Raw genomic sequence first — 13941 nt, 5'->3', positions numbered from 1 at the left:
TGTTTAGCAATCATTTATACAAGAGATACGCCTCTCGTTGATGCCGGAAGGTTTGTACATCATTCTCCCAGCTCGGAATGCTTTCTTTTTTTTCGATGATTGATTTAAGATCGATACCAAACAAGTTGCTGGCAAAAGGTTTGATTGCGAAATCTTTGGTGTGATCCTGCGCAAAAAGCAGCAGATCTAAACCCAGCATTAAAGGATCTGTTTGCTGATAGTTTCCATCGAATGAAATCCGGATTCCCTGGCAAATCTCTCCCTCAAACTTTGGAGAGATTGCTTTTCCGGGGATTGATTTTGGGGTGAAAGTGATAGAATCAAGCTGGACGTTATGTCTTTGCTCCAGAATTTCCAGTTCATCAGCCTGAAAATTCATCCCTGGAGCACCTATCTGCAAAAAAGGGTCGCTGGTACCCCGCCCTTCTGATATATTCGTTCCTTCAAATATCACCGTACCCACGTAGGCAAAAACATGCTCGAAAGAAGGTAGATTTGGAGAAGGTGCAACCCACTCAAGTCCGGTATCCGGCCAGCGCATATCCCGCTTCCAGCCTTTGGCTTTAATCACTTTGAAATCAGGTTCAGTTGGTAAACTTAGCCAGCCCTCGCCAACCGCCATGTGTGCAATTTCCCCCATTGTAAGTCCATAGACAATGGGTATGGGATAAGCCCCCACAAATGATTTGTATTGATCCTGCAGTATCCAACCCGCTACAGACTCGCCGCCTAATGGATTGGGCCGATCCAACACCCAAAGTTCCTTGCCGTTTTCAGCAATAGCTTCCAACGCGAGCCCAAGTGTCACATTATAAGTGTAAAACCGAACGCCCATATCAGGCAGATCAAAAAGTAGTATATCGATATCCTCTAACATCTCAGAGGTTGGCTTTTTAGTTTTGCCATAGAGGGAATGCACCGGCAAGCCTGTTTCCTGATCCACCCCGTCTTCAATCACCTCTCCTGCTCCCGCCTCACCTCTGAATCCATGCTCCGCAGCATAAAGAGCAGTTACATTCACTCCAAGGTTGAGCAACGTATCCACCATATGCACGCCATCTACGCGAGAGGTTGGATTCATCAGCAGTCCTACCCGCTGGCCATCAAGCTCTGCCAAATGCTCTTCAACCAAAACTTCAGCACCTGTCTGTATAGTTTTTGGGGATAATGCTTCCTGAGCTGAACATCCTCCCCAAAGAAAAGCTAACAGAACTGGGGGGAGTAACACCTTCATGCTTGATAATAGATTATTGGTATTCATGTAACATTAAAGGTTTTTTTCAGTCTTTAGCGAAGCGGAGACTGAAAAGTACAAGTAATGCGAGTCTCCCGACTCGCATGCTAAAAGAGGCAAATTGCTATAATAAGTTAACAGACTTACAGTGCTCGGATCTTTTTTTAAATCTCCGCTCGGGAAGAAAACTATTCTTAATAACTAATCCTACCACCATCGCTCCGCTCCAACGCAGAGCGTAGGAGCGAGAATAGAGGGCAAATTAATGCCCTGTAATCAGATTAATAAATAGGTGGGTATTTATCGGGATTAACCTCGCTCATCATACCATAAACCGTTTCGAAAATATCTTCGGCATTGGGCTTACTGAAATAATCACCATCCGAGGCATAAGCCGGGCGATGATTGTTGGCCGACAAGCATTTAGGAGCAGAATCCAGCTTAAAATATCCACTCTGTTCTTGAAGAACCTTGTTGAGAATGTAAGCGGAAGCACCACCAGGAACATCTTCATCAACCACCAGCAGGCGGTTGGTTTTTTCTACCGATTTACCAATTACATGATCCAAGTCAAAAGGCATCAAGGTCCGCACATCTATCAGTTCTGCAGAAATATCATGATCGGATAACTCGTGAACTACTTTATGCGCAATGTTAAAAGTGGATCCATAGGATACAATAGTAATATCGGATCCTTCTTCTACAATCTCGGGTACTCCAAGCGGTGTGGTAAACTCACCCAGGTTTGAAGGCATATCTTCCTTCAACCGGTAACCGTTCAACGGCTCAATAATAATAGCGGGGTCATCACCCTGAAGCAGCGTATTGTAAAAACCAGCCGCTTCGGTAAGGTTACGTGGTACGCATAAGTGTACGCCACGTGCGCCTCCCAAAATCATACCCATTGGTGAGCCGGAATGCCATATACCTTCCAAACGATGTCCGCGTGTGCGAACGATCAGAGGCGATGCCTGTCCGCCACGTGTCCTGTAGCGTAAAGTTGCCAAATCATCACTAATCCCCTGGAAACAGTACAACAGGTAATCCAGGTATTGGATTTCGGCAATAGGTCGTAAACCGCGCATAGCCATCCCGATACCCTGCCCCAAAATGGTAGCTTCGCGGATACCGGTATCACTAATCCGTATTTCTCCATACTTCTCCTGCATGCCTTCCAGACCTTTATTTACATCACCCAGCTGGCCGGAGTCTTCCCCAAAAATCAGGGTATTGGGATATTTCTTAAATAAAGCGTCAAAATTGTCGCGAATAACCAAACGACCATCTACCCGTTTGGCATCTTCATCGTATTGCGGTTTAATCTCTTCAATATTCAGCGGAGACTTGGGCGTTTCGCTATATAAATGAGAACTATAACGCTCACGGTTTTCCGCTTCTGATTCCTTTATATACTCCAAAACCTCATTCCGAGCGGCACTTTCCGTACCGGCCGTAGCAACCAGTGCTTTGCGTGCAGCCCCTAAAATATCTTTCCGGATGGCGTTTGGATAATTTTTAATTTTCTGAGCGTACTTACCAACCTCTTCAACTCCGGATTCATCCCGCAGTGTATTGATAAGTTTAATAACTTTCTTTTTCTCTTTTTTGATAGGGTCGGTGAAAGCCTTCCAAGCTCTATTCTTGGCGTCGTTCACCTCATCATGAGCCTCCGATTCCAGCTTACTTAGAGTTTCTTCATCGGAAATTTTATTCTTCAGAATCCATTCTCTGAATTTAGCCAGGCAGCAATATTCTTCTTCCCACTTCAAGCGCTCTTCCGGCTTATAGCGTTCATGAGAACCTGAGGTTGAGTGCCCCTGAGGCTGCGTTACTTCGGTTACATGAATTAGAACAGGTACATGCTCTTCGCGGGCAATCTTTGCAGCTTTTTCATAGGTCTCAATCAGGCCGGTGTAGTCCCAGGCTCTGACTTTCAAAATTTCATATCCATCTTGTTCATCTGTACGCTGGAAACCGCTCAGCACATCAGAGATACTTTCTTTGGTAGTTTGATATTTCTTTGCCACCGAAATGCCATAGCCATCATCCCATACTGACACCACCATGGGAACTTGCAATACCCCCCCGGCATTGATGGTTTCCCAGAACACCCCTTCCGAAGTACTCGCATCCCCGATGGTTCCGAAAGCAATTTCATTGCCATTTTTTGAAAATTTCTCCCAATCTTTGGCTTTCAGTGCTTCTTCATTTCGATACACTTTAGAGGCCTGTGCCAGCCCCAGAAGGCGCGCCATCTGTCCGGCCGTCGGTGAGATATCAGAGGCCGTATTTTTGCTTTCTGTTTGGGTGATCCAATTGCCTTCATTATCAACAAGGCGAGTGGCAAAATGCGAGTTCATCTGGCGTCCGCCGGAATTGGGCTCCGCTTCCAGATCGGTATGGGCATAGAGTTGTGCAAAAAGCTGTTGCGGAGTGATGCCGCCAATGGCCAGCATAAAGGTCTGATCACGATAATAGCCCGATCGAAAATCCCCATTTTGGAACTGTTTGGCCATGGCAATCTGCGGAATTTCCTTGCCGTCTCCGAAGATTCCGAATTTGGCTTTCCCGGTTAATACTTCTTTGCGGCCAATCAGTGAGATATACCGGCTCACCCAACCCAGTTTAAAATCAGCAAGGATTTCTTTTTTCTGAGCAGCGGAGAACCTGCTTTTCTTCTTCTTTTCTTTTACTTGAGCCATTATGTGATGTTAGTGTTGAAAGTTAGGAAAGCGCCCTTTCAATGGGGGCGATAGTATAAGAAAAAAGCGCTTTTTTATGAAACGGCATTCACATCAAACCATACTGTTTTACATTAAATTGCGGTTATGATTTCATTAAAAATGATTTTGAATCTACCTCTTATACCGACACTTTTAAATTGTTTCGATTGCACTCATCACAATCGAAATACGGATAATACCAGATATTATCTGTTAATAAATAATATAAACCTGTCCTGTCACAAACCTCTTTTTAGTGACAATATGGACACAGGTTATGCAAAGTATATTATTACTACTAAAAAAGGAATCGGTCGGGCTTTATTGCCCGACCGATCTTCTCATACTCTATTCAGTAAAACCGCCCTTGGTCATTTTAATTGGGTCAAGGGCATTATCAAGTTCTTCATCGGATAAATCCGTCATCTCTTTGGCCACTTCTTTCAACGGACGTCCTTCAGCAAAAGCTTTCTTGGCAATTTTTGCCGCCTTGTCGTAGCCGATAATCGGGTTCAGCGCAGTTACCAGGATAGGATTACGTCCAACCATATCGGCAATCGCTTCTTTCTTCACTTTTAGTTTAGACACCGATCGGTCGGCAAGGTTCCGTGCTGCATTAGCTAAAATATCAATAGACTGCAGCAAGTTGTGAGCTACTACGGGCAGCATCACATTAAGTTCAAAGTTTCCTGCCTGTCCGGCTACAGTTACGGTGGCATCATTACCAATTACCTGGGCGCTTACCATTGTCAGTGATTCTTCAATCACCGGATTTACTTTCCCGGGCATGATGGAAGAACCGGGTTGTAGCGCAGCCAGTTCCACTTCTCCGATACCACTATTAGGACCTGAATTCATCCAGCGCAGGTCGTTACCGATTTTCATCATTCCAACGGCAATAGTTTTTAGCTGTCCACTGAGTTCAACAGGAGCATCTACCGTGGCCTGGGCTTCAAAGTGATTTTCAGCTTCGGTAAAACTTTCGCCGGTCAATTCAGAAATCTTGGCGGCAAATTTCTTCCCAAAATCTTTGTGTGTGTTGATACCGGTACCCACGGCGGTTCCTCCCTGCGGAAGCTCACTTACGCGTTCCAGAGCAGCCTCAACGCGCTTGATACCCAGTTCAACCTGGCGTGCATAGCCACTGAATTCCTGCTCAATAGTTACCGGCATGGCGTCCATCAGGTGGGTGCGACCGGTTTTAACTACATCGGCATATTCTTTTCCTTTTTCCAGGAAGGTTTTGCGGAGGTGTTCCAGCGCCGGAATCAGTTTGTTATTTACGGCTTTTACGGCCGCTACGCGGATGGTGGTAGGAATCACATCGTTCGAGCTTTGCCCGTAGTTGATGTGATCGTTGGGGTGGATGGTGACATCCAGATTTTTCTTAAGCTCGTTGGCCCGGTGCGCCATCACTTCGTTGGCATTCATGTTGGTGGAAGTACCGGAGCCGGTCTGAAAAATATCAATTACAAATTCTTTGTCGTGCAGCCCGTCAATCACCTCCTGAGCCGCTGCCTGTATGGCCGTGGATACGCCTGAGTCCAGCAGCCCCAGTTCTTCATTAGTTGCTGCAGCTGATTTTTTCACAAATCCCAATGCTTCAATAAACTCCCGGCTGAACTTAATCCCGCTTACCGGGAAATTATCGTGTGCCCGCTGGGTTTGGGCCCCGTACAGTGCGTCTTTTGGAACTTTCACTTCGCCCATGGAGTCTTTCTCAATACGATATTCGCTCATCTTTTTTATACTCTTTTTTGGTTGATGATTTATTAGCTGCTAACAAAGCCCCGTGCTCTTCAAGCTAAATAAGGAAGCTTTGGTACAAAGCCTTAAAAAGATAAGGAAAAACTGTGTAGATGTTGTGAAATGGTTGTTAAAATTGGGGACTATATGATTTCGAAAGGAAGACCATCGAACAGATAGTTTCAGAGCTTTATACCAGATCAAAAGAATAGTAACACTGGCTACTTTTACCCACCCCTCAATCCCCCGACTCCCTCTGTCGGGGGAAGTTTTTGGAGGCTTGAGATTCCGAATCAAAGAAATTAGCTAATGGTGAGGTGTTATTCTCATTGCAGGAACTAACTAATGAGTTTCCTCTCCCTGCCTGCTCCGAGCATTCGGAGGGAGATGGATAAAGGTGAGTGTGGATGTGGCCAATGCATCAAATGAGGTCCTCAGAAACGAGATCTAATACAACATCTTGGAACCAAAGATTCTGACAGGCATTGCGCAGCAGAGCAGCGCGACGAAAGCATTATTTCCACCCTACTCCAACCATCAAATAACTAACACCTAAAACCTAATACTAACAACTAAGTTAAAGCGCCTTCGAGTAGATACGATAGGTCTTGTCCAAACTGCCGCCGATGCGTTCAGCTACGCGGATCATCTCGGCATTGCTTTCCAGGATCCAGCTCAATTCGGACTCTTGCTTGATACCGTCATCCAGTCCATTTTGTATGGAGCGCTGGTGCAGCAGGGCATCGATGCCTTTGCCTTGCCACTCAGGTAAAACCCCCATCAGGGCCGTGCGCAGTCCACTTACTTTATTTTTCTTGAACAGCAGTTTCAGGAAACCGAATGGAAAAAGCTTTCCATTCATGTCTTTTAAAATCTCATTGATGTTGGGAATACCAATAGAAAATGCTACCGGTTCGCCCTTAATTTCAGCCACGTGCGCATACTTGGGATCCAGTATCATCTTCAAATCCTTGCCGGCCGCCGCAAATTCCGCTTCGGTAAGCGGGATGAAGCCCCAGTTATTTTTCCAGGCTTCATTATAAATCTTTCGAACTACCTGAATCTCTTCTTTCATTTTCTTCAGGTTAACGGGACGAATTTCCAAATCCGGTAACCTGCGTCGCACAATGCTCATAGCACGATCCATTCGCTCGGTAGAAACCGTAGTTTGATCAACGATATAAGCGTACATATCCATTTCTTTCTCAAGCCCGGCATTCTGGATAAGCTTATCGTAGTAATCGAAGTTGTACGGCATCATGATATAAGGATCCTTATCGAAGCCATCAATCAACACGCCAATCGTGTCCATCATGCTGGGACTGGCCGGACCCAACACTTTATTCATACCTTTGTCGCGCAGCCAATCACTGGCAACCCGGAATAGCAGGTCGGCGGTATGCTGGTCATCAATGCATTCAAAAAAACCGAAATGACCGGTTTGGGTATCGTGAAAATCGTTGAAGCGATGATCAATAATGGCTGCAATCCGGCCAACATCCTTGCCATCTTTTTGAGCCAGGAACATGGCTATCTCTGCATTCTCGTAGAAAGGATTCTTCTCTTGATCTACCAGTTTTTTCTGATCCATTCTGAGCGGGGGCACCCAGTGTTCCGTGCCCTCATAAAAAGGATAAATAAAATGTATAAACCGCTCTTTCTCTTCCTGATTGGATACGAAGGTAACACCGGAACTATTCATTTTATCCCGCTTAGTCAATGGTTGAATGGCCGTTGCGGTCGATAATGCCGTGTTTGAGACCAACTTTACGGAAGGCTTCTAAAATTTGATCCAAATGGCTATCGGTGTGACTGGCCATGTAACTGGTTCTAAGCAATGACTGTCCCTGGGGTACAGCAGGCGGCACTACCGCATTGGCATATACGCCTTCTTCAAAAAGATCTTTCCAAAACTCAAAACACTTCATCATTTCGCCAATCACAACAGGGATGATAGGACTTTGGCTACTCCAAACATTGAAACCAAGTGCCCGCAATTCTTTGCGCATGTAGTTTGCAATCTCTTCCAGACGATCTAATCGCCAGGTTTCTTCTTGCAGGATTTCGAGCGCCTTGAGCACCGTCGCCACATTGGCCGGCGGCATGGAAGCACTGAAAATATGTGCGGGAGAATTGTGACGGATAAACTCAATTACTTGCTTATCACCAACTAAAAAACCACCCAGCGAGGCAAATGATTTAGAAAAAGTACCGCTGATTAGATCCACCTGGTCAGTAAGACCAAAAACAGAGGCAGAACCACGTCCACCTTCACCTACAACACCCACAGCATGAGCGTCATCTAAATAAAGGCGGGCATCAAATTCTTTAGCCAGCTTCACTAATTCCGGCACATTGGCCAGCGTACCCGACATGGAAAAGACCCCGTCGGTTACAATGATTTTACCGGCATCGGGATCGGCGCGTTCCAATAGCTTGCGCAGCTGATCCATATCATTATGCTGATAGCGAACTGTTTTGGCATTGGATACCAGCGTTCCTACCACAATGCAGGCATGATTATCCTTATCAGAAAAGATAATGTCGTTACGCCCTGCGATAGTCTGAATAGAACCTTCATTGGTTTGGTACCCGGTACTAAAAAGTACACAGGCTTCCTTGTTCATAAACTCGGCAAGCTTGTCTTCCAACTCAAGATGACTGTCGAGTGTACCGTTCAGGTAGCGCGAGCCGGTACAGCCGGTCCCGTACTTTTCGAGGGCTTTTTGTGCGGCCGTGATGGTACGTTGGTCGTTGGTAAGCCCCAGGTAATTATTGGAGCCTGCCATGATTACTTTTCTTCCTTCAATTTTGACGGTAGTACCATCGGTTGCATGAAGTGGCTTAAAATAGGGATAGAGCCCCTGTTCTTTAATTTCTTCCGCCTTAGTGAAGTTATAAGCTTTTGAAAAAATGTCTGATTTTTTAGTGGCGCTGGACTTTTGATCGGCCATTCGGTGATTCCTTAACAAAGATTCTAAATAAACATCGAAATATAGCCAGTATAAGTTTTCAATCAAATTCTGGAAAAGATAGCATAAAACTACCGGCTGCTGACTTACTTTCTTTATAGTAATTTATTGCGGCAAATATAATAAATATATCCGTTCGCTACTGAATTTATTAGCCAGCCTTTGTGAGGCGGCATTATGGTAACAAGGTTACTGCAAATTACTTACCTCCCTTTTTGGTCAAGTAATTCTTGATAGGTATCGAACAGCATTTCGAAGTGTTGTTCCATGGTTACTATGTCATTTTCAGCAGCTTTTTTGGTAGCCTCTACCAGCTGTTTTCGGTCTTGCTGAATAATTCTCAGCAACGATTTTTTGAATGATGACGCATCACCAGGGGTATAGGTTTCCCCAAAAGTGGGCTTGGAAATATCGGCAGCCCCTCCTCTTTCGGGTACCACAACCGGCAAGCCGCTGCAAACTGCCTCTGCCACCACAATGCCATAGGTCTCTGCAGCTGAACCATGCACAAAGTAGTCGCTGGAAGCCAGGATATCGGCCAGTTGATCCCGGTTGTCTGTGAAGCCCATAATCTTCACATACTTTGACTTCCCGGCTTTAAAATGGACATATTTTCGAATCGGACCATCACCAAAAATTAACAGCCCCATCGGCTTTTCAGCAGCCGCATCGGCAAAGCCATCAATGACCGTACCCAGTCTTTTCTCGGGGTGATGTCGACTTATCGCAATCATCAAGTGGGCATCTTCCGGCAGACCAAAGTGCTCAGACAGTAGCTTTGCCCGCAATTCTTCATCCCTTCTTTTGGGGGAAAAGAAATCCTTATCAATCCCAAAAGGTACCGGGATGGGATTGTGCACGCCATGATTATCGATACGGTCGGCCAGCCACTCACCGCTTACCACCGTTGTATCAAATTTTTTACTAAGCTTTTGAAGGTATTTCCAATAGAAACCAAAAAAGCTATCCACCCGCTCGAACCCCATGGCCGATCCCAAGAAAGTATGCGGGTAAGCGGCCACAGGATCCTGATGAAAAATGAATGACTTAAGGGCTTCCCCTTTCCAGCGGGCAGCAAACCAGCCTCCGGTCCAAGGCGATGAACCTTCAACCACATCGGGCTGTTCACGGTCCAGGATTTTATGCACGGCACTTTCACGCCATAATATATAGTACCGCCAGTCAACCGGCAGGCGCGGACCTTTAACCCAAATCACCCTGCCGCCATAGCGTTCTTCTTCGCCCCAGTCTTTGCCGGGAGCCACAATCACAATTTCGTGGCCCATTTGGGCACCAAACTGCAGCTTTTGGTTGATGTAGGTTTTCACCCCTCCGCCCTGGTCGGTGTAAAATTCGGCTACGTCAATAATCTTCATAAAAATTCTTCTATTTAATAGTGATTCTGGGGCACAGGCAGAGCAAGAGCCTCGCGGTAATTTTCAACCAGCCGGCCATTTATAGCATCCCATTCAAATTCCAGTGCCCTCTTGCGCGAAGCCTCTTTCATCTTCTGTCGCAGTTCCGGATTTCCAACAATTTGTTCCAGTTTTCCGGTAAAATCTTTTTTGTTCTCAGGTTCGGCCCAAAAGCCATTTTCACCGTCTATTACCAATGAGCGGCTCCCTGTTGCATCTGCCACCAGGCAGGGTAATCCGCTGCTCATGGCTTCCAAAGTTACATTTCCAAAGGTTTCCGTGTGGGACGGAAAAAAGAACACATCGCTGGATGCATACGCCCGGGCCAAGTCCTCCCCTTCAAGAAAACCCGTAAAACGAGCTTCGGGCATCTGCTCCTCCAATTCCACTTTTGCAGGACCATCGCCTACTACCAGTGCCTTCACTTTAGGATTAACCGCCGCCACTCTTTGCACACTGTCACGATAGGTGTCCAGCGCTTTTTCCCACACTAGCCGTGAGACAAAAGTAACTACGATATCATCAGCAGCAAATCCAAGTTTCTTGCGCCATTTCTCATCTCTTTTTTGGGGTGAAAAGAGGGTGGTATTTACTCCCCTTGCCCAGATTTTCATATCACTATGGAATCCATGCGATTCCAGCTCATCTACCATAGATTGCGATGGCACATAATTATGCGTGCAACTATTGTAGAACCAGCTGAGATATCGCCAGGCCAGAAACTCAAGAGGCGTCAGTCCATAATATTTAAGGTAACTGGCAAAATGCGTGTGGTAGGAAGCCACCACCTGCACGTTATTTTTTTGTGCCCATCTTAAGCCCTTTAATCCTCCAACATCAGGTGTGGCAATATGAACCAACGTTGGATTGAAGTCTTCCAATTCACGTTCTGCCTCATCCGAAAGTCCTGTCACAATTCTATACTCCCCCCGGTTTGAAAAAGGAATGGGAAACGAGGGTAATGAAACCAGCCGGCCGGCATGATCCAGCTCTGGTTCTTCAATGGTTGGGCCGAATATCAATACAGGGATATCCTGAGCTTCCAGAAATCGCACTAACCGGTTTAACGTAAGCGAAACACCATCTTTTATGTGATTGTAGTTGCCGGTAAAAAGTGCGACTCTTAATTCTTTCATAAACATTTAAAAGCAAATGGCAGATTTGTATCTTAGCGCCAGCGCGTAACTTTTGATGATATCTATTCGATTTTCAAATAATCACCAAATATAAACAAATAAATGAAAGCCTTTGTAACCGGTGGAACTGGTTTTATTGGAAGCCACTTGGTAGAAGCCCTGATAAAATCATCTGATTATGACGAAGTCCGCTGTCTGGTTCGTAACCAGGAGAAATGGCTCTCCGGCCATGATTTCAAACAAATTTCCGGCGATTTGAATGATCTGAGCGCTCTCGGGGACGGACTGCAAGGAGTGGATGTTTTATTTCATGTGGCCGGTATTGTTAAGGCTCCCACAAAAAAAGAATTCACACAGGCCAATGTAGATGCTACTGAAAACCTGGTGCGCCTGGCTCAGAAGAAGGGCGTTAAAAACCTGGTCATTCTCTCCTCTTTAGCTGCAGCAGGGCCCAGTAATGGTCACCCCAAAACAGAGCGCGACCCCATGGAGCCGGTGAGCATGTATGGCGAATCCAAAAAAGAAATGGAAGATGCCATAGCAAGGGCTGCCAGTAAAGAGGAAAGCATCAAAATTATCCGCCCACCTGCCGTTTACGGTCCACGAGAGGATCAAATATTTTCTTTCTTCCAGGCCTTTTCCAAAGGAATTTGTCCCATAGTGGGCGACGGGAACAATCCACGCGTATCCATGGTGTATGTGAGTGATTTGGTAGACGGCATCATGCTGGCAGCTGAAAAACAGGAAGCCGGCGTTCATACCTATTTTATTTCAGGTGAAGGCACGCATAGCTGGAACGAAATCAAAGCCATCACCGGACGAGTGTTGGGCAAAAAAGCCATCCCCATAAAAATTAAACCGAACATTGTGAAAAAGGTAGCTGGTGTAATTGAAAACGTTGCATCATTATTTGGCAAGTATCCCGTTATTAATCGCGAAAAGGCGAGCGAATTAATACTGGAATGGACTTGCAGCCCCGCAAAGGCAGAAAAGGAATTAAATTATCGGCCAAAAGTATCACTTGCTGAGGGAATATCGCGCACCATCCACTGGTATAAAATGCATAATTGGTTATAGTGAAATGAATATCATCTACAAAGCAGTACTGTTTCTCTTAACTATCCTATTCATGAGTCTGCCGGCGAAAGCCCAAATGTCGCTGGCACATGATTATAGGCAGCTCATGGAAGTGCCGGACATTGTAGCGATGGAGGCTTCACCTACCCATTTGTATGTGTTATCTGAAAAGGATGGATTAGCCGTTTTCCGCACTTACCAGGATTCGTTACAGTGGCTATATACCTCATCCGGAATGCAGCGCAGAGGAATTACCATTCGCGCAGATGTTCGTTTTGCCTATCTCTACGGCAATTCGCGCCGGCTCACCGTGCTGGAACCCACTTCGGCCCTGGGTGTGTACTCTTCTACAATTTTACCCACCACCCCGCTAGCTACCGCCCGCATTGATAATAATTTATATGTGGCCATGGGTACAGCAGGCTTGGGACAACTGTCTCTGGAATCACCTGAAACAGTGGATTCTGAGGTCAAGCCGGTTATGCGTGATGTAATTGGCGAAGCTTCGGTACTGGATCTGCGCTCATATCCTGCAGGAAATCAGCTTTTTGTAATCACTAATGCCCCTGAGTTGTTTGTTTTTTCTCAAAACAATAGCGGTAACTTGCAACTTGAAAATCGTGTAGCACTGCAGCGTCCGCTTCAAAATCTTTTTATTGATGGCAATGATATTTGGGGAAGCAATCAGCGGGGAGATATTTTTGAAGTGGTTTCTTCAGGAATTGGAAAACGCCTGGGCTCACTATCATCTCCGGTAGAGAATATTGTACTCTGGAATGATCACCTGTTTGCTCGCAGCCGGTCCGGAAAAGTAGAAGTGATCACCCCAAATGATAATCTCAAAAGCTGGAAAAATGATACCAATGCCGGTAATTATTTAGCAAAAAGCATCGATCATCTTTGGATTGCTGAAAACAATAAGATTTCCGAAATCACCCTGCTTTCAGAGAGCACTGCGACAAAAGCTGTTGCCAGCGGTGCATTTTCGCTTAAGGATATTCCTAACCAGGTTGTGGCCTATCCCAACCCGCTGGTTCTTTCTCTTAAGATGGAAGGAGGCACTCCCAGCAATGAAGTTGAATTTTCTTACCGATCCAATGTAGATAACGCCAAAATCCGCAAGCAGGGTTTTTACTGGCAGCCATCTGTCACACAAACCGGCACGCACTGGTTTAACATTATCGCCACCAATGCCCGTGGCCAGATAGACAGTACCCGCTTTACGGTTGATGTCCGGTCTTTTAATTCGCCCCCACGCTTTTCGCCTGTACGCAGTACAACCATTGCTGTGAATGAGGCGTATTCTTTCCAGTTTCATGCTACAGACCCTGAGAATCCTCAAAGTTCGTTGATGCGCTATATTGGTGTAGATATGCCGGAAGGTGCTCAACTGAATGAACGAACAGGTGAATTTAGCTGGACTCCCTCTGAGCGGCAAATCGGCGAAACCACGTTCAAAGTGATTGCCACTGATCGCCAAGGAGCTGCCTCGTCTACGGAAGTGACGCTGCGGGTTCGTGATATCAGCCGAAATACTGGTGATTAATCAGGTTGCCAAACCAAGCAAGTCTGGAAACTTGGGATGCTTTAACTCTTAAGTCATCGCTCGGTTAACAAGTTTTTCTTTTGCTATAATCT

The 13941-nt window shown here is 45.8% G+C and carries 9 protein-coding genes; 2 read left to right on the top strand and 7 right to left on the bottom strand.

The features are described 5' to 3' along the window. Nucleotides 1–10: 10 nt before the first annotated feature. The 7 genes from FN815_RS15855 to FN815_RS15825 all read right to left on the bottom strand — a co-directional run bounded on the left by FN815_RS15855 (nt 11) and on the right by FN815_RS15825 (nt 11226). Entirely contained in the window at nt 11–1261 is a 1251-nt protein-coding gene (locus tag FN815_RS15855) for an exo-beta-N-acetylmuramidase NamZ family protein (protein WP_246075331.1), read from the bottom strand. 254 nt (nt 1262–1515) lie between these two features. Then, nucleotides 1516–3936, bottom strand: a complete 2421-nt coding sequence (locus tag FN815_RS15850; RefSeq protein WP_142455638.1) for an alpha-ketoacid dehydrogenase subunit alpha/beta — start codon at nt 3934–3936, stop codon at nt 1516–1518. A gap of 369 nt (nt 3937–4305) precedes the next feature. After that, nucleotides 4306–5697, bottom strand: a complete 1392-nt coding sequence (locus FN815_RS15845) for a class II fumarate hydratase (RefSeq protein WP_142455637.1) — start codon at nt 5695–5697, stop codon at nt 4306–4308. A 583-nt stretch (nt 5698–6280) separates the two neighbouring features. Further along, the gene (locus FN815_RS15840) at nt 6281–7405 is read right to left on the bottom strand and encodes a GNAT family N-acetyltransferase (RefSeq protein ID WP_142455636.1); all 1125 of its coding nucleotides are present in this window, start codon (nt 7403–7405) and stop codon (nt 6281–6283) included. A gap of 10 nt (nt 7406–7415) precedes the next feature. Further along, complete coding sequence (locus tag FN815_RS15835) at nt 7416–8657, bottom strand: aminotransferase class I/II-fold pyridoxal phosphate-dependent enzyme (protein WP_142455635.1); 1242 nt, start codon at nt 8655–8657, stop codon at nt 7416–7418. Between the two features lie 221 nt (nt 8658–8878). Beyond that, entirely contained in the window at nt 8879–10051 is a 1173-nt protein-coding gene (locus tag FN815_RS15830; protein ID WP_142455634.1) for a glycosyltransferase, read from the bottom strand. Between the two features lie 14 nt (nt 10052–10065). Beyond that, nucleotides 10066–11226 carry a glycosyltransferase family 4 protein gene (locus FN815_RS15825; protein WP_246075329.1) on the bottom strand — a complete coding sequence of 387 codons (1161 nt, stop codon included), beginning with the start codon at nt 11224–11226 and terminating at the stop codon, nt 10066–10068. 102 nt (nt 11227–11328) lie between these two features. On the opposite strand from FN815_RS15825, the gene FN815_RS15820 reads away from it, so the two are divergent. Further along, complete coding sequence (locus FN815_RS15820) at nt 11329–12303, top strand: NAD-dependent epimerase/dehydratase family protein (protein WP_142455632.1); 975 nt, start codon at nt 11329–11331, stop codon at nt 12301–12303. A gap of 4 nt (nt 12304–12307) precedes the next feature. Further along, the gene (locus tag FN815_RS15815; RefSeq protein WP_142455631.1) at nt 12308–13849 is read left to right on the top strand and encodes an Ig domain-containing protein; all 1542 of its coding nucleotides are present in this window, start codon (nt 12308–12310) and stop codon (nt 13847–13849) included. The last annotated feature ends 92 nt before the right edge of the window (nt 13850–13941 follow it).

Source organism: Gracilimonas mengyeensis (assembly GCF_900182705.1).
GTDB classification, from domain to species: domain Bacteria; phylum Bacteroidota; class Rhodothermia; order Balneolales; family Balneolaceae; genus Gracilimonas; species Gracilimonas mengyeensis.
This window is presented reverse-complemented; position numbering and strand designations above follow the sequence as displayed.

Bases quoted from the DNA above. Each gene is read 5' to 3' on its own strand.
- FN815_RS15835 (WP_142455635.1), bottom strand. From the start codon at position 8,657: ATGGCCGATCAAAAGTCCAGCGCCACTAAAAAATCAGACATTTTTTCA.
- FN815_RS15855 (WP_246075331.1), bottom strand. From the start codon at position 1,261: ATGAATACCAATAATCTATTATCAAGCATGAAGGTGTTACTCCCCCCA.
- FN815_RS15845 (WP_142455637.1), bottom strand. From the start codon at position 5,697: ATGAGCGAATATCGTATTGAGAAAGACTCCATGGGCGAAGTGAAAGTT.
- FN815_RS15840 (WP_142455636.1), bottom strand. From the start codon at position 7,405: ATGAATAGTTCCGGTGTTACCTTCGTATCCAATCAGGAAGAGAAAGAG.
- FN815_RS15830 (WP_142455634.1), bottom strand. From the start codon at position 10,051: ATGAAGATTATTGACGTAGCCGAATTTTACACCGACCAGGGCGGAGGG.
- FN815_RS15850 (WP_142455638.1), bottom strand. From the start codon at position 3,936: ATGGCTCAAGTAAAAGAAAAGAAGAAGAAAAGCAGGTTCTCCGCTGCT.
- FN815_RS15825 (WP_246075329.1), bottom strand. From the start codon at position 11,226: ATGAAAGAATTAAGAGTCGCACTTTTTACCGGCAACTACAATCACATA.
- FN815_RS15820 (WP_142455632.1), top strand. From the start codon at position 11,329: ATGAAAGCCTTTGTAACCGGTGGAACTGGTTTTATTGGAAGCCACTTG.
- FN815_RS15815 (WP_142455631.1), top strand. From the start codon at position 12,308: ATGAATATCATCTACAAAGCAGTACTGTTTCTCTTAACTATCCTATTC.